Source organism: Halorubellus litoreus (assembly GCF_037081675.1).
In the GTDB taxonomy this organism is placed as follows: Archaea; Halobacteriota; Halobacteria; order Halobacteriales; family Natrialbaceae; genus Halorubellus; species Halorubellus litoreus.
On the sequence record NZ_JAZAQL010000002.1, the window covers coordinates 184160 to 201463 of the forward strand.

Sequence of the window (17304 nt, forward strand, 5' to 3'; positions counted from 1 at the left end):
GTCTTTTGAATGTGAGAATCGGGACACATGGCTCTTCTATTGCCGTCATTGTTGAAGTCTGAATGGAGAATGGCAGATATCTGGCCTGTATAGTCGGCAATCCCCACCGAGTCAAGAGTTGAACAGGACTGATGTAATTGGGTCTTGCGAAGCCTCTGGATGGGTGTATGAAGTTCCTCTACCTTCCAGATATGGTTCTTTCTGATCTTGAAACCTTAGGCTTGAATTCCTCTCGGGGATCCCAATCCCTGGAGTCGAAGCACAGGTTTCGACTCTGGGGTCATTTGACAGACGCTCGCCAAGCTGCTGTCGATCAGAAGTCGATCAAAGCCGTCACCGACACCACTCATAGATCGTACTCCGACGACTACACGCTCGCTCAGCTTCACACCCTCCCACCTGACGAACTCGAAAACGTCGGCAACAAATTTCTCGTCCAGCAGGCGATGAGGATCCTTGGCGCCGGCGTGAGGCTCATCTGCCTTGACTTCGCCGATATCCACTACCACGGCTGTCCACACGCTGAAGCTGGCGAACTCTGTCACACCACCCCCCGATGGTACCTCTCAGTGCCATTGCTACCCCGCTGGATTCGTGCTCTGTCGATCGAAACCGCTCATCGTCGCAGTCACGCCCGTCCGTAGAGACGAACCGAAGAGCGACGTGGTCGAGCGATCGCTCGACCGCGTCGTGGACCTTCCATTCGATGTCGCCGGACTCCTCGGTGACCGTGGATTCTATGACGGGACGTCAATCGAGCGACTGGATGCAGTTGCACCAGTCGCTCCCTCGGTCCTCCGCCACGGGAAGCAGGTGGCCGAGAAGCTGGATACGACCTTCTCCTATTGGACGGAATGCGTGATGAATGAGAGAAGTGTGCGAGAACTGCGCTTCCCGCTCACGGTTTGTGTCTCTTACCCTCAGGGAAACGGGGCAAGCACGGTTTGCTTTGCGGGCGTACGTGGCGTGCGATCTGACCGATCGCACGCCGAAGGATATTAAAGCCCTCTACCAGAAACGCTCCGCTATCGAGACAGCGTGTCGGACGATGCGTGAAGCTCGTGCGTGGACAACTACCACTGAACCAGCCGTTCGGTTGTTGTTTATCCTCGTGAGGCTCCCTCTGCGGAATACGTGGCTCATCGTTCGATGGGACGGCTCTCCACGCCGCGACGCGGCGGGCTAGCACTGCCCGTCGGAATCCGTTTTGAGGTGTTCCGGGAGTGGGTTGACCATGCTCTCGACGACACGTTGGGCCGGAAGTGGCAAGCATCACCTAAGGGTGTCGGTATCTCGTGACCTACAGCGAGCTGTACGCGGACTGAGACTGCCCGCATCCAGCGGAAGCCCTGTCCGTGAGCGACAACTCGCCTCTTGTCTAGACTGACGGCGCTCTCACTGGCGTGAGAACGCCGTCTTTGTTCGACTCATGACTCGGTTGCTCTGATTTCGTTCATTCCCTTCCAGTAATCGAGTTAGCAATTAGGAACGATGGGAACTACCGATAGTGAGCAGATGCATATCGAGAGGGGTTCCACAGGGTTCGGATCTACCGCTTTCACTCGTTCTGCCGGGAAGTCAGTAAAGCCCAAGACTAAATTCGTAGCTGTCTGGATAGTACCACGACCGACATCGGTCGAATCGTAGGTGACAGGCTAGCGTCGCTCTGAGCGTTAGAGCGAAGACGAAGAGTCGAATGTGTCCAAGCTACTCTTCCGCTCGTCAAGCAAGTCGCGTCGCTGGCTCAAAAGTGCTGTGCCGCCAGTCCAGCGGTGGTGAATGATTCGACTGGCTACAGGCTTTTCGGTTGGAACTATGTAACGATTCCCATTTGCGGGTTCACAAGGATGCGATGTACCGCGAGATTATGGATTGGCCGATTGAGATGGATTGAGTTCGTGTTCTATTCCAGCTATCGCGGACGGCATCTCCCGCACCCTCAACACATTACCGGTCGTTTGAGAACATGTCCATGTCGATCCAGCGCGGTTCCCTTCAGAAGTCCTCGACGATCCGTGATCCGGGCTCACACGGTGCTATCGATGCCATGCTGTTTGACACGAAACGTCATCTAAGGATGCAGTGTTGAACGCAAGACAGCGGTGGAATCAACATTGTGACATTCAGGTTTCCGCCAGTACCGACGCTTTATCGGCAGATTCTGAGATCGGACGATTCGGTTTCACCCGACTTGCGCGGTGATCAAAACATCAGTTTCACAAGATACCGCACGAAGTATGCGGTGGACGATGGCGATGCCTCTCCGGAATACGTCCGGAGAAGGGAGCAGGCGGCGAGCCCTTAACTCGCCGGCTGCGCGAAGTTATGCACGATGCACTTGCGCGTGAGCTCCCGGAACTGGCCATGCCAGCTCCGGGAGCGGATCTCGTCGCCGTCGTCCTTCAGCATCGCAAACACGGTCTCACTCATCGACCGCTGGTTGTAGACCTCGTCGTCAATTCTAGCGTTGTGAGCCTTCTTGAGCGCGTTCTGTTCGCAGTGTTTGATCACTGGACGCGTGGATGCGTCACGACACGCTTCGCGAAGATCAGCCCACGAGTACATCTTGTCGGCCAGCAGTGCCTGCAGGTCTTCGGCGTTCCGCCGGAAGACCTGCAGCCCAATATGGCCGTCATAGGCTTTCTTCGTCGTGAAATGAGCGTCCATGATAGCAAGTGACTCCGTATCGACGAGCAGCGTCGTCTTCATAGCGTTGAACGAGTAGCCGACACGATTTCGGTAGTGTGAGCTGGCCTGATCTCGCTGGAAGCCGCTGGCGTCGATCGAGGCAGTCCCCGAGAGCCCCGCCTGCTCCGCGCTTCGGCGGAGCAGGCGGCGCAACTCTTGCATTGGAAATTCCCCATCCCACACGCTGAACGACGTGTAATCCGGAGAGTTCTCAAGGCCGAACACGTCAAGGATGCCCCGCATCTCGTTGAGATAGTCCTCGAACTGTCGGAGCGGTTTATTGACTTCCTCTTTGAGCAAGAGCAGCGCGATCTTCGTGGATTTGGCGTACCCGTCGTCGCCGTCGGCGACGGCGGGTACGTCCGGTTCCTCAACGTGGGTCGTGGCGAACTCGTGAAACGTCTGTGCGAGGTTCCTGAGACGTCCCATATCGACAGACGGCGTCCAAATCCCCTGAAATCAGCGATACAATCCACAGAGGGCGTCGGCGTTCAACGGAGCATCTAAGGACGAACAATACCGTTTGGATCGCCAGATACGCACGCTGAAAACGATAGCATGGTCGATCCAGCCTGATGTGTCTTCCTCGATATTCACTGCTCGGGCTACTGTTCCCACGACACGCAAACAGTCCGTCCCGTTGTTATCCACACCATCGAGAAACTGGAGAGTCTCGCCGTCGAAAACGGCTATGACGACCAACCTCTCCGAGACGTCCTCGGGTCAGAGGCCGTCCGCCTACTGCTGTGCCACCTGCTGTACTCACTAATATAACACCCACAATTCTCGGTTGGACAGCGAGTTATTCGGTCAGTGCTTGATGGCCGAGAACTTGCACTTGATAGAGGAAAAGATGGTTTTGGTAGCGCTCGTCGACCGTATTAATAAGAGTTGATTTTGACCTCGCTTATCATCGCACCCTTAACCATACTTTTACTTATAACACTGGGATGAAAATATAATCATTCCTTTAGAAGAGATTTGTACACATTATATGTCTTCTGTGCTGATTTCTCCCATGAGTACAAGGATGAAACCTGTGTCGGTTGATATTGACCCATTGACTGCAAGGTGGTGTGTATTTTATCAGCTATCATTGAATAGTCATTCACATCTTCTAAGAATTCTCCCCCCTCGGTTAACATTTCTTGCAACCCGAATTTTTGCGTCGTTATGATTGGGGTCCCACAAACTAGTGATTCCAAGAGCACAAAAGGTAGGCCTTCAGACAGTGAAGGTAGTAAAAATACATCGCTATTTGTATATAATGTTGCTAAATCATCTCGAGGTACGAAACCTAGAGTATACACATCGTCGATGGTTTCTCTATTATCAATGTACTCAGAGACACTTTCTTTCGACCAACCGCTACCTGCTAAAACAAGACTGTGATTTATATCGAACCTTTCCTTAGCGATTTCAAACCCTCTAATTATGCCTTCTGGGTTCTTATAAAAAGAATTTCTACTTATGTGGAATATATACTGTTCTGGCAAATCATATTTATTAATTACTTCTGTCTTGTTTTCAGGTCCGAAACCCTCTGGTGGCGCATTCGGTGTGACATGTATCTTTCCATCAGGTATATCAAAGACTTCACTATGGATCTTTTTGGAATATTCTGATATCGTAAATATTGCGTCAAATTTTTCCAGAACCTTGGATATTGAAAGCTTCCTGACCTTCCTTTCCAATGCGGAATAATGTTCAGGGTGTATATGCGGTCTTACCGCGAAGTGAATCGTAGTTACCAGCTTGGTATCGTCATTTGCAAACCAAAATGGTCGAGGTGGGACCATTTGATAGTGCAATATATCAAATTGACTTCTATCGATTTTGAATTCACTCATCGGTGAAATCTGTGCACCAAGTGAGGACTTCCAACCTAAACCATTTTCTAAGAAGGCATCTACAAAATTACTGAATAAGTCGGATCTGTCGACAATAACCTCATTATTTGACTCATATATTTTGTCATCAGCCTTTTGGTAGTGCAGGAGGGATAACTTATCATCTTCCAACCTGACTGAATTTAGCCCTTTAATTATATTCTTTCGATAAATCCCTGGGCCATTATCCGAGGAGTCAATTCGACTTGTGAAGAATCCAATGTTCATAATGGTACTATAATTCTAAAACGGTTCAGTTGTTATGGTACTGTTCCTTTTTTCCCTTCTGACCTCTAACCCCGTCAAAGATACTTAGAATTAGGGGCATTATTAACTCACGGTTGAAAACTAAGGATCTAAAAAGCCGTTTTGAAAGCAATGGAATTAACAATGCGACGTAGAGAATGGCGCTTCCTTTCCCGATTACTCTCTTCATATGAATCTTATTTCTTGTATCATAATACGCTTGATAAGGGTGTTGGTGAATCTTCTCAGATTCTCTGTGGGTTGCCTTTGCTTCTGTATAAACCCCTATGTCATATCCCGCCTTACGTGCTCGAATTGAATATTCAACTTCTTCATGATACATGAAGAAATCTTCATTCATCAACCCAATATCCTCAATTAACTCATCGTTAATGAAGATTGCACATCCGACTACATAATCTGTTGGGGTGAATTTATTAATAGTCGATTTGAAAGATGGTAAAAGACCAAGTGTTCTTAGAGTTGGAAGGGGATAAGTGTTTAAGTCATATCTCTGTTGACCCTTTTCGTCAACGATCCTGGGCGTCAAGAGTCCGATTGACTCAGATTTCAAAAATCTGAAACACTCTCGAATATCCTCATTTTCAATTCGAACATCCGGATTTAGTATTAGTATAGAATTATTGTCGGCCCTTGAATTCTGGATTCCATAATTATTACCACCAGCATATCCAAGGTTTTCTCCGAGGTCAAAATATTGAATTGATTTATTGTTGAACTTTTCCTTATTGATTGTCGACGAGCTGTCGACTACGATTGTCTCGTAAGGTAAGTCAGAGACGGAATTTGCTAATTCGATTGTATCCTCATCAGAGTGATAATTCAATATTATTATTGACAGCCCTTTATCATACTCTGCCATACTACATCGTAACTCAGAGCAGTACAAATACTTTTGTATTGATGCCTAAGGACGCGTTCAGATTCGCTGATTCCATGCGAAGGCGAATGATCGGAGCCACTCGTCAGCAGTTTCCGCGCTGGCGTGACTGAATTTTGTGGATAACGCGTGAGCGAGCACGTACGTTCGCATCGGTTCAAGCTTCGTTTGAGAAGTTCATTGGTCTCTGGGTCGATTGCAGCGTACAAGCATCTTGGAAACGCGGGCTAAGACAGAACGCATTCAAAATGGACTACTTTCCATTGTGGGTCCAGTTGTATATCCAGTTTAACCCTATGAAGGAGGTATAAGCGGGTATTTGCTACGTTCTGTAAACCACTAACCTAACAGACATGTATGAGTTTAACGGTCACTTACGGGAATTTCAGCGGCTTGCCCGCACCAGATCGGTTCAGATGCTACCTATGACGGGGGCGTTATTGTAGGTTGGAAGCTGGGTCTCGTCCAGTCACAGATAATCGACTTATATTATGATGTGGTCTTCCTAACAACATCAGTAGTCGGTATGGGACTTCCAAGTGAGCAATCTCAGGGCAATCCCTTATCGGTCAACCCGGAATAATTTAACACATCACATATGCCCGATGACTATCCGATACAGCATTCAGATTCCTTTCGACCTAGCTCAGCACAGGGAAGCGGTAATTACACGACGCAGTATAGATATGAAGAGCATCCGGAGAAAGACGAGTATGGGCCGGTAGCCGATCGGTTTACCGAGGAACTCAAACTCAGTCACCCTGCACCTGATATTCAGATTTTACGGAGGGAAACGCACCTAACCGCGCAGCTACATGAGCGAAACCGCGATCAGTGGGAGACGGACTCTTCTTTCAACAATGACGGGTCGGCGTTGTACGACATCGCTATCCTCGACGTCGCCGACAAGGCACTCGATGTCGAGGGTATCGACCCATCAGCACTCGACGTTCCCGAACGACGGTTCAAGACGGTCTTTCTCAACAAAGCAAGACAATCGCCTGTGCTCAAAGACTTCTACGAATATCTCGAATGCTCCGATGCCGTGCTCGCCGAACTCGGTTACAGGACGCAGCTGAGTTCGTGAGTTACGAGACAATTCGTATCGAAGCGAACGAACGTCTTCCTGAAGAGTTGGCTGAACTGGAGCGGGGGCAGGATGCGTTCGAAGCAGCTGTCCTTCGAGCAGTCTACGCAGTGTTCCGAAACGGAATCACGCCTCCGGAAGCGGTGAGTGCAGCATATGGGTTCGACGCTGTTCGTCCGCCGCTATACAAGAAGTCAGTCCTGCGACCCGTGAAGCGGGAAGCCCTCCAGAATTGGGTTCGACTCCTCCTCAACGAGACACTGCAGCCCCTCACGTTCCATCGCAAACAGAGTCAGATTGAGATACCACAGTTCGTCGGTCTCTTCGCTACGTCTGCACCATACGACTGTGGGGTCCAGACGGTTCCCGACGTCGTCGATCACCACGAGAACCGCGCGACGATTCCGGAAGGCAGCGGGGGTTTCGGTCCATCTATAATCCTTACCCGCGAGACGTAGCCAATCGAAGCATTGCGAAGGGTCTCGCCGGTCGATTCTATCGTCTTGCCCGTGAACTTGGTTTTGTTTCGTCGTTTCTCATAAACGAAAACTGCCGGATGGGGGGAGTTGGAAGTGCTCCGTCAGCGATTCGAACCGATACCAGACGTGCTCGCTCACGTGCGTTCGCTGCGCGCGACTGGTAGGATTCGAATCCTGTGCGCATTTTCAGCAATCCGACCGACTCGCTGCGCTCGTCGTCGTGAATTGCTGAAAAGTGCTCCGTCAGGGATTCGAACCACGGTCACTTCACTCGCTCACGCTCGTTCCGCTCCCTGATTCGAATCCCTTCCGTCCGCGCTTCATTCGACCAACGTCCTCGCTGTCGCTCGGACGTTGGTTCGGTAGAAGTGCTCCGTCAGGGATTCGAACCCTGGTCCTTGCCGTGAGAGGCCGGGATTCCCCGCAGGATGGAGAACCGGAAATCCAGGGCCGATCGTCTCCAATATGTGGCTTTGACCTGCTACTGACTGTTTATTGGACGTCTACCCATAAAAACCCTCAGACGCTTGCCCACTTGGCAAATCAGATTCGCAGGACTCAGTTGCGTTAGTCCGTCTAAACCCAACTATGCGATATGGTCGTCTTGTTAGTGTGTCGGCCGGACTCTCAGAAGGGACCATCCCCGCCCCACTTTGGGTCGCGCCGGTGGCAACCCTGTCGAAGATGCTAGTTACACACGTGTTCCACTGAACAGCGTCCCGGCTATATTCCGGGATTCACGTCCCGAGGGTACCTCTATCGTCTCCCGGATTTCATCGATATCTCGGAATAGAACCTGTTGTCGAACGGTCCACTCCGACGGACTACTGCTCCATAACCTCCTCCAGCGAAAAGGTTTCAACCAAGGGAGTGTCCGCTGCCTCACAGTAGCCCGCATATTCCATCAACCCAATCTCCGCCATCTGCTCGCTCGGCTCCACCGACAGCAAGTGGTCGTCTCCACAGCGCGAACACTCGACGGTCAACTCCTCCGCAATCGGCCCGACGTTATCCATATCAACCGGCCCGCCCGTTACCCGCTCGATGTCCTGCGACACCCACTCGTCGTGCCGCGCCTCCACCTCATCGAAGTCGGTCGCCTCTCCTCGGGTCGTCACCAGCCACTCGCCCGTCTCGTGGTCCGAATGCATTCCAAACGCGATCCCGGCTTCGGACTCGTAGACAAACGAGATAACTTTGTTCTCCGTTCCGGGAGCGGACAGCACCTCTTCGGCCCGTACGATGCGTTCGTCGTCCCGTAGCGCCTCGAACTCTTCGTCGGTCAACGGGCGGTCGGGGATTGACTCGGTGTCGGGCTCTCCTGCGAGTGCCGCAAGCAGTTCCTCATGGACCTCGGCCGGGCAGTCGTGCAGCCGAAGCCGAGAAAGCGTCCCGAACTCCTCCCCACATGAATCGCAGACTCGCGCCATACGCATTCGTGTCTACCGACCGAGTAAACCGTTTCCCTCCAAATAAGGGATGTGCGTACTGGAATCGGGTGGTCGACTCCTAACCTTCGCGTTCTGTGAGTTACTGCACACAGGATTCATGTCCACGGATGACATGACTAGCGTTGAGTGCTCCCGGAATTCCTTGATTTGCTGTTCATCTGCGTGCTCGTATGGAGCTTGCCTGCTCCTCGGGTTTGGCTTTTAGAGTCAATGATAGCATCGGCCGTCGGGTGGTTCGTTGGAATCATGCTCTACATCTACTACGCAACCAAACCCCTCTTTGACCTATTTTCCGTCACCGCACGAGGCAGACTCCTATCAGGAGTCATCCTCCTCTCTACCCTCGCACCACGGATTGGAGAATTCGCACTGTCTCACCCACTCGGCGTCGACCGAGTGCAGCGCTGGTTCGATAACGATATTGCCGAAGACATGACGAAGATGCGACGCGACCTCAGGCGGATGTACGTAGAGAACACCGATGTGAAAGAAGATGCGCCTACGAAAGGCGAGCTACTTGCGGACATTAAGCGAACGCATTCGGATTTACGTCGTCGTCATGCAATTGGTGAGGTTCTAATCGGTGTCGGTGTAGGACTCATTGCAATCGTTATCAGCACGGTTTCTGTGCTTGCTAGCATCGGATTGCTCATATCCGTGTACTCTGTTGTATTCACGCTATCAATGCTTCTACGAGGATTTGTCGTGGATACGCTGGCGTACTCAGTGGAATGGGTAGACGAAGACGCTGAGATGGTTAGACGACCTCCCCGGCTTGCAACACTCGGCTTTATGCGCGGGTGGAATCTGATGCTATTGAAGAATGAGGCGAACATCCATAGACTCATCCTATTGAGCTTGCTACGTGGCGAATTCGTCCTTGGGTTCGAATTAGGGGAAGACCTAATTGAGGATGTCATGAAGGGTGAGAAGGAGATGGATGAGGCGATGGACGATCTTATTGAGCAAGAGATGGGTGGGAGTTCGATGGAGTCGCGTATGATGCGGTCAGTTATTCGTCGATTCTTCGGCGTGTAATTGACGTTCTAAACACGTTTCTGCTCACACACCTCTATCGATTTGTTTTCGACGAGGTAGACCCCTCTATCGATATGCTCCAGACCGGGTGGACAGCCTTCTATCGATATGTTCTGAGCTTGGTCACACACCGTTATCGAAATGTTCTGGACCGGGCAGACACCCCTCTATCGATTTGTTTTCGACGAGGTAGACACCCCTCTATCGATATGCTCCAGACCGGGTAAACACCCCTCTATCGATATGTTTGGTGGGCTCTGTTGAATCGCTGGAAAGCGTCCGCTTCGACTGTCAGACTAGGGATTTGAAGCAGCAAACCGCCGATGTCCATGTCGAAGATTTCGGCCTTGTTGAAACCCTCGCGGGCAAACATGATGGGCGAGTAGTCTGAGACAGGATGGATTCCCTGCCGAAGTCACGACTTCTCCGGTTCGTTGAACGAGCTATGGTGCTGGCTCGCCGTGCTGTTGCACGGTTTTCGACACGCTATTCTCGGAAGCGGTTCACGCTCCGTCAGCACGTCGTTCTTCTCTGTCTCAAGGTGAAGAAGACGACCACGTACCGCGACCTCGTTGATGAACTCATCGAGATGCCTCGCATCCGTGACGCCCTCGAACTCGATTCGATTCCCGCACCCTCGACACTCTGTAAGGCGTTCGACCGCTTGGAGATGGCCGTCTGGCGAGTGTTACTGAACATCTCGCTCGCGGACTTGCCGCTGAACGGTATCATCGGCATCGATGCTTCGGGGTTCGAGCGGGCGCATGCATCAACTCATTATACGAAGCGAACGAATCTCACCATCCAGCAGTTGAAGACGACATTACTGGTCGATACGGCGATTAACGCCGTTCTCGACATTCACGTGACGACGACACGGAAACACGATACACAGATCGCGCCACAGGTGGTCAAACGGAATGTGGACTCAATTGAGGTATTGATTGGCGACAAAGGATACGACGACCAGAACCTCCGACAGCTCACACGTGATCACGGTATTCGACCACTCATCAAGCATCGAGAGTTCTCATCGCTCCATACGGCATGGAATGCGCGGTTGGATAGTGACCTCTACCATCGTCGAAATATGAACGAGACAGTCAATGCGGCGATCAAACAGAAATACGGTGCGTTTGTGCGATCACGCCGCTGGTGGAAGCAGTTCCGCGAACTCGTCATCAAATGTGTCGTTCACAACATCGAACAGACGCTCACGTTGTTCCGTCCGTCGTAGTCACAGACGTCAGTGGCTGTAGATGGTCTGAGACCACAATCAACAGGTGGTCGTTCACACCTGCTCAGGCTCAGAGAGTTCGTAAACTTGAATCCAGCCGTCACTCTTGACTTTCACGAGGAATTCGGTGTACTGGAACTCGACCGTGCCGACGCCCTGTCGAGACTTCTCGCCCACGTTCGGCCCGAAGAACGCGTCTTCAATCGCTGGTACGTCCACGGTTTCGTACAGCGGCGGCGATTTTACCTCACTTGGGGAGACGCCTTTGGCCTCTGCGATGGCGTAGACGATTGCAGTCGTGAGTCCCCCCCGTCCATCGGGTTCGTAGTGACGCTGTCCCACCTGCGACCAGTGCGTATCGGCACCACTGGTTGGGTCGTCGTTGCTTTTGATTCCGCCGTTAGTCTTCTCGCTCATCCATCTCACTCCGTGCGTGCGCTTCCTGATTCGAGTCGAGGCTGGCACCAATCCCTTCGAGGGCGGTCAAAACCTGTTCGGCGTGTTCGGCGGTCGTAATCGTCTCGGTCGCCTCGTCGAACGTAATAACATCTTCGTCAACGAGCTTCGGGACGTGAGCGTGGTAGAGCGAGACGTACACCTCTTCGCGCTGGTCTGCCGTTACTGCGTGTTCGGGAATATCGTTCTCCCACGCGGCGATTTTCGTCGCCAAGTCGGTCAGCGACCACTCGGTGGCTTCGAGAAGGGTGTAGCACAGGTAGCGCCGTCGGGAGTGTCCTAACGCCTCGTATACCGGTTCGATTTCTAGAAAATCGGGGGATAGCAGTTGTTTGTCGGGTGGTGCGGACACTTCGGATGTGGCTTCCTCATCGGTATCTGGTTCGCCAGCCATATCTGTAGAATGAACGCGGGGTGCATTAACGGTTCCCCGGGCCGACATAGTCCGGGCTATTTCCCGATTACGAGCGATTTATGTGCAGATACGAGACGTCTACGAACCTGATCAGAACGTCGGCTTCAGGGCGTTGACTAAGAGCAACAATATCGAGCAGGACTCCATCAATGATTGGGGCTATTCACGTCCTGCAATACGGCAAACCGATGCAACATATAGGCGTTTGAGGGTTTCAACAGAGCCAAGATTTCCTACTTCATCAGCATAGTTATTCTTCTAGTCTTTCTCTGAACCGGTCCTTTCGGTTCTTGAGATTCTCAATTTCGATCTCCGCATCCAGGGTGGCATTTTCGATACAGGCCTCCAGTAAAGCATCGTAATCGTCAATATCGATTCTCGACCTCCAGGCGTATCGCTGATCAGTAAACGGTGCGTCCCCATTTGCGGGGACCGCGTCTGGCCACCAGTATTCTGCATAACTGTGGACGTACTCCTCATTTTAACAAGGTCATCGTACTTCGGATTAGCCTGGTACGTCCGGTTCACGGAAACATCCTTTCCGTGGGGATTGTGGAGTTTGACCCAAATGTCGGCGCGGAAATCGAACTCCTCACCCTCACTATATTCCGCATTTATGACTTCTGCTCTATACTCCGCCTCATTGGTATTTGTTTCAGTCCTTGTCTTGGACGCTATCGTTTTGCTTAGATTTCCGCCATCGGGTGTCGGCACGGAGCTCAAATCTGTGTTCTTTCGGCAGGGGCTATCCCTGAATGACCGCATAGTCGCGTTCGGCTTACCGGACTGTCACGGACACGAGCGGAGAGGAGGGAACGACACCGTAGTTACTGAGGATGTCGCGGACGATCTCCATGACCTCGCCCTCTTGCTCGTACTCCGGATGACTAACAACCCCGTCTATGGCGCGGAACGACTCGTAAAACGGGTCGAACTCTGACGCGGGGATTCCGTTCACATCTCCCACGGAGTCGGCCGCACACATCTCAGCGAATTCCTCAGCCTCCGCGACTGCGTCGCGCGGATTATCGCGGAGGTATTCGAGGACATCACGGATCCCGTCGGGAAATTCATCGGAGTAGTTGTTGACGTGAGTGAGCGCGTCGCTGAGGGCGTCCTGATTAACCTCCGCACGAGCAGTCCACGTTGTACTCCCGACTTTTTTGACGAAGTGGAACGCATCGGTGATACAAGCGTTCTGACAGAGTTGAACGAGAACGGAATCGCCGGTCTCCGGGATTTCGTAGATGCCTTTGTCGGGTCCGTGCTCGACTTCCAATTTATATAGTCGCGTCCAGTTGTCCGGGATACTCCAGAGATGTTCACCGGACTCAACCGTAGTTCGGGTTGCGGGGACGCGACGCGTCCATGTGTCGCCCCGGTCACCGCCGTGGGATTTTACAACGTGTTCGTTTGTATCTTCGTCCCGCGTTACGGTGAGCGTTCCGTCAGCGCGGTAGTGTCGGACTGTACTATCGTCATCGGTTGGTGGAATCTTTCGTGTCATGGTTTTCGCGTGCTAACCGCTATTTGGACTGCTTGTACGCGACGTCCGATGACGCGCTGGCTCCGCGTCAGCAGTGGACTATGATACCGGGGATTCTGGTATCGGGTTGTCTTGCCAGAGAGGTCTATGCATCGTGGGATTTGTAGATGCGGGGAGTTCTCGGGCGTCGCTTAACTATATGAAATAATCTCGTTGTTATAAACCCTCGTCCTGTGACGACCTGCAGACCTCTGCAACAGGGCATTATCGTGGTTCACCACCTGAAGCCAAGGTTTTAAACGGTACCCTTGGAGTCTGCGGGTTTTGGAGTTCTATCCAGTGTTATGTGATGCAATAGGAACGGGGCCAGAATTCCAGGGAGTCTCACGCGGCATGCAAAGGCATTGCTCGAAAGTCACCGCGGCATCAATCGACTCCTTTTGCTTTCAGTCCAAGAGCAGCCACTTCCTGAATGTCTCATAGAACGGTTCGCATGTTGTATTGGAGCAGCCAGTGAGTCGGTAGATTCAGGGTATGTATTCATCACCATCTTCTAACCCATCCTCGGCTGATGGTTACACAAAACTGAGCTTCGGAGATTTCACAGGCTAGAACGGTAGCTGTCCAGCCAACTCTAAAGCGCGTTCATAGGCCTGTGTTGTCAGACCTTCCACGTACTCGTATCCACCGAAACCGCCGAACAACGCCAGAAACACCAAAATCACCGTCAGCCATTTCACCGTGTTGTTGATCTGGATGTTCGTCGCAGAGGACTGGTACGACAACAGCCGGTTCAAGCTGGTCGCGGTCACCGAGTACCGGTCGAACAGGCCCTCATAGTTCTCCTCGACCAGCTCCATCTCGTCGATGATATCGTGCAGTATGGTCTCAAAGACGCCTTGAGTTTCTTCCGTATCATCAATCCGCCGTATATCCGAGACCGGGAACTCGCCGTGGTCGCGCTGCTCGAACCAATCGGTCAGGTATTCGAAATAGTTCTCCGCGATTTGCTGGTGGAAAAGGACCCGTGAATACGTTTCGGTGAAATCCAGGTCGGCATCGATCACGTGTTCCATGTCGTCCTGGATGTCATCGATACCGCCGCCGGCATCGATCCGCGACAGGGAGAGATCCCGGACTGACTCGTTCAAATCCCAAAACTGCAGCCGCTTGTCCTTGAACCAGTTGAAGAGGTAGATCAACGGGAGGAACCGAACGAAAAAGTCTGAACTCAGGGAAAGCGCCGAAGGTGGGGTCCGCGTGTTCTCATCCAGCACCAACTGGTCGGAGATCTCGATCATGGTATAGGAGCTATGGTACGTCATGTTATCCGGCGACATCTCGCTCCCCGGTCCGACGACACAGACCACGTTCGCAGCCTGCGGAATCACCGATTTCGCAGATAACGGGTCGATGTCCAGCAACTCAAAAAACCCGCGTCGGCCGAAGTGCGAGGCGTACGATCGGTAGAGACGCTGATAATCCGTTACGTCGCGGGAACCGGTCAGGGCCTCGTTGACGCTCAACCCCAATTTGACCGTTGAAACCGTTATCGGCGTGTTCCGCCCGACGAGCCGTACCGGATTATCGTGGCTGGAGACCAGGCCAAGGGTGAATCCGTCGAAGATATCGTCCCACGCCTCGCGGATCGCGTCACGAGCTGGTGCAAGGCCCGCCTCCTGGTCCGTCGTCCAGATGGCGTCAAAGTAGTCCGTAGTCAGCTTGCCGGAGAGGATGACCAGGTAGCCGAGCGGGACGGAGTTGAACTGGAGTACCGTCAGGTTGAGGGCGTCGAACTCATCGCGTTCCGTTTCTAATTCACCCCATTCCTGAGACGTGAGTGGAAGTGTGTCAATTCCTCCCGTCGTCATCTCGTCCGGCGTCTCGTCTACCTCGTATAAGTCCATCAGGTAGGCGTCTAACTGGTCCTTGTCCTGGACGCCGACGAAGTCGATAGATAGCATCACTGCTGGTCCTTCGAAAAGCATCTTTACTTCGCCCGCGTCAGTAAGAGAGTAGACCGGTGGATTCTCGTTGTCGGGTTGGATGCGGCCTCGATCGATTAGAGTCTTGAACGCAGACTCGATGATATCACGGTCGTCGCCACGATTCTCGTCGATCGCATCTATGATATCCGCCTTCTTCTGCGGTTCCCGATCTAGCCGACCGAGGATATACGCCTGGATACGCTCAATATCGTCCATAACAACCAGTATCCCGTTCTTGTGACAACCGGTCGTGCCAAGGATATGAAGGTGTGGCAATCATCTCTTAACTACGCTGCCAGGACTCCAGAACACGGTGGTTACTTTCACATAAATAGGAACCGAACCAATTGAGAACACTTAAAATACATAACGGATTTTAAACACTTGGTTAGTGTGGAAATAAATAAAATTATAGAATATCAACTTTTACCTTTTTGAACTTGCCTCCGTCGAAAACCATCTGGTAAAACTCGACAGGCGAGGAATCGTCTCCCCGGCTGTTTTCCGAGAGGATTCGCATTACTTCAAAACGATCCTCAAGCTCGGTACGTAGGCCGAATACAACTCCTTCGAGCTGAGATATGTCATATGTGACCTTTCGATGGGAGCCCTCTGTACCCGACAAATCGGGTAGCACCATGCGAACTTCTTGTTCGTATTCCCATTGGCTAAGCTTTCTAGTTGACATACTGTTGAAATGGTCCCAAAGGTTGTCTTGCCAGGCATCCTGGTCATCCACGATTTTGCCCAACTTCTGACTAGTCCTTCCATCGGGCGTGGAATGCCACGCTGACACAAGCTTCGGGAGCGGGAGGGTACCTAAAAACTGGAAGAAGTCCACTTCTGGTGGTGAAGATCCATAGTCAACTGGATTCAATGGTGCTTGAATCTCCCCACATTTAGGCCCCGAATTATTCCAACCAGTCCTTCCATTGACAGTCAACTTGCCCCATGATTGCTCAGTTTCTCGGTCTGCATCAAACATTAAGGCGGCTCCTCTATGTTCATCTGCATACGTAGCCCACATCGGAGGACTTGCACATTCTTTTGCGAAACACAATGTATGCCAATTCGTGTGAATTAGCGAGTTGGCTATTTCTCTAATATACCGGTCGGGGAACGACTGATGCAAGAGGTGATGTTTCTTATGGTGTAATTCAAGCTGCTCCACCCCCGTCTGCACCGCCTGCTGTAGGTACATGTGCGATTTGAGGGGGCCCAATGACGATGCTACTGATTCTAGCAGCTCTTCATCCTCATCAGCCATAGCGTCAGAAAGAGCTTCAATCAGATTCTCCACGGTCTCAGAGTCTGTTGAACTCGTAACCTTTGGCCCCTCCTCCGAGATTACCCCTGAGGTTCTCATTCTCTCTAATACTGACTCAAGTGCCGAGGGGTGGATTGCCGACAAGATTTGTTGGAGATTGTTCCTCTTCAGCGGCTTCGGCAGTGAAGCTAGACTTGAGGAAATTCTTCGGAATCCCTTCTCCTCAAAGAAGGACTGACAGACGGAATCGAATTGTTGGCGAAACTCATCGGTGGGAAGGTCCTCACGGGTGAGTTTGGGGTCTATGGCATATTCCTCAAAATCTTCGCTGCTATCAAATATCAAACAATTTGTAGCTGCCCAATGAAGATTTAAGAGATAATGCCGAAGGAGATTCTCCCACAGGACCTCACCTCCTTCCCAAAACACGTCTTGATACCCCTCAAGCGGATCGTTAAAGTATCGCGGTGAAGAGAGAACAAGTTCCTGCTGCTCAAGCTCATTGTATTCGTGAATCAAATTGTGCATTGAGCGAAATCGATAGACAACGGTCATACGAACCCATCCTCGCACCGCGCCTAACACTTTATGATAAGGCGGCCAGCAATGGCGAGCAGTTCATCGCACGAATTGGGCTTCAATGCGTGCAGAGAGTATGAAAAGGAGCCCCAACGCA

14 protein-coding genes and 1 pseudogene are annotated in these 17304 nt (G+C 51.8%); 4 read left to right on the forward strand and 11 right to left on the reverse strand.

What is annotated here, in order from left to right:
* Positions 1-215 precede the first annotated feature (215 nt).
* The 5 genes and pseudogenes from VYJ16_RS08255 to VYJ16_RS22175 form a co-directional block, all read right to left on the reverse strand.
* Positions 216-545 carry a hypothetical protein gene (locus VYJ16_RS08255; protein ID WP_336349835.1) on the reverse strand — a complete coding sequence of 110 codons (330 nt, stop codon included), beginning with the start codon at positions 543-545 and terminating at the stop codon, positions 216-218.
* A 1756-nt stretch (positions 546-2301) separates the two neighbouring features.
* Positions 2302-3117 carry an IS5 family transposase gene (locus VYJ16_RS08260; protein ID WP_336349836.1) on the reverse strand — a complete coding sequence of 272 codons (816 nt, stop codon included), beginning with the start codon at positions 3115-3117 and terminating at the stop codon, positions 2302-2304.
* Between the two features lie 533 nt (positions 3118-3650).
* Positions 3651-4805: a glycosyltransferase gene (locus VYJ16_RS08265; RefSeq protein WP_336349837.1), complete on the reverse strand. Its 1155-nt coding sequence runs from the start codon at positions 4803-4805 to the stop codon at positions 3651-3653.
* Positions 4806-4830: 25 nt separating this feature from the next.
* Positions 4831-5706 carry a glycosyltransferase family 2 protein gene (locus VYJ16_RS08270; protein ID WP_336349838.1) on the reverse strand — a complete coding sequence of 292 codons (876 nt, stop codon included), beginning with the start codon at positions 5704-5706 and terminating at the stop codon, positions 4831-4833.
* Positions 5707-5763: 57 nt separating this feature from the next.
* A pseudogene (locus tag VYJ16_RS22175) lies at positions 5764-5847 on the reverse strand (IS6 family transposase); the annotation flags it as partial.
* A gap of 475 nt (positions 5848-6322) precedes the next feature.
* Between VYJ16_RS22175 and VYJ16_RS08275 the strand changes: the two are divergent.
* Together VYJ16_RS08275 and VYJ16_RS08280 are read left to right on the forward strand one after the other, a co-directional pair.
* The gene (locus tag VYJ16_RS08275; protein ID WP_336349839.1) at positions 6323-6811 is read left to right on the forward strand and encodes a hypothetical protein; all 489 of its coding nucleotides are present in this window, start codon (positions 6323-6325) and stop codon (positions 6809-6811) included.
* Complete coding sequence (locus VYJ16_RS08280; RefSeq protein WP_336349840.1) at positions 6808-7269, forward strand: hypothetical protein; 462 nt, start codon at positions 6808-6810, stop codon at positions 7267-7269. The genes VYJ16_RS08275 and VYJ16_RS08280 overlap by 4 nt, the downstream gene beginning before the upstream one ends.
* An 845-nt stretch (positions 7270-8114) precedes the next feature.
* Here the strand turns inward: VYJ16_RS08280 and VYJ16_RS08285 are convergent.
* The gene (locus tag VYJ16_RS08285) at positions 8115-8720 is read right to left on the reverse strand and encodes a DUF7964 domain-containing protein (protein WP_336349841.1); all 606 of its coding nucleotides are present in this window, start codon (positions 8718-8720) and stop codon (positions 8115-8117) included.
* A gap of 147 nt (positions 8721-8867) precedes the next feature.
* Between VYJ16_RS08285 and VYJ16_RS08290 the strand changes: the two genes are divergently transcribed.
* Together VYJ16_RS08290 and VYJ16_RS08295 are read left to right on the forward strand one after the other, a co-directional pair.
* Positions 8868-9779 carry a hypothetical protein gene (locus VYJ16_RS08290; RefSeq protein ID WP_336349842.1) on the forward strand — a complete coding sequence of 304 codons (912 nt, stop codon included), beginning with the start codon at positions 8868-8870 and terminating at the stop codon, positions 9777-9779.
* 397 nt (positions 9780-10176) lie between these two features.
* Positions 10177-11016, forward strand: coding sequence for an IS5 family transposase (locus VYJ16_RS08295; protein ID WP_336349843.1), 840 nt, complete (start codon positions 10177-10179; stop codon positions 11014-11016).
* Positions 11017-11070: 54 nt separating this feature from the next.
* Here the strand turns inward: VYJ16_RS08295 and VYJ16_RS08300 are convergent, their stop codons facing one another.
* The 5 genes from VYJ16_RS08300 to VYJ16_RS08320 all read right to left on the reverse strand — a co-directional run bounded on the left by VYJ16_RS08300 (position 11071) and on the right by VYJ16_RS08320 (position 17183).
* Positions 11071-11433, reverse strand: coding sequence for a HalOD1 output domain-containing protein (locus tag VYJ16_RS08300; protein ID WP_336349844.1), 363 nt, complete (start codon positions 11431-11433; stop codon positions 11071-11073).
* Positions 11417-11866, reverse strand: a complete 450-nt coding sequence (locus VYJ16_RS08305) for a DUF7344 domain-containing protein (protein WP_336349845.1) — start codon at positions 11864-11866, stop codon at positions 11417-11419. The genes VYJ16_RS08300 and VYJ16_RS08305 overlap by 17 nt, the downstream gene beginning before the upstream one ends.
* A 799-nt stretch (positions 11867-12665) precedes the next feature.
* Entirely contained in the window at positions 12666-13166 is a 501-nt protein-coding gene (locus VYJ16_RS08310) for a hypothetical protein (RefSeq protein ID WP_336349846.1), read from the reverse strand.
* Between the two features lie 815 nt (positions 13167-13981).
* Positions 13982-15577: a hypothetical protein gene (locus tag VYJ16_RS08315; RefSeq protein WP_336349847.1), complete on the reverse strand. Its 1596-nt coding sequence runs from the start codon at positions 15575-15577 to the stop codon at positions 13982-13984.
* 193 nt (positions 15578-15770) lie between these two features.
* The gene (locus VYJ16_RS08320; RefSeq protein WP_336349848.1) at positions 15771-17183 is read right to left on the reverse strand and encodes a hypothetical protein; all 1413 of its coding nucleotides are present in this window, start codon (positions 17181-17183) and stop codon (positions 15771-15773) included.
* Positions 17184-17304: the final 121 nt, after the last annotated feature.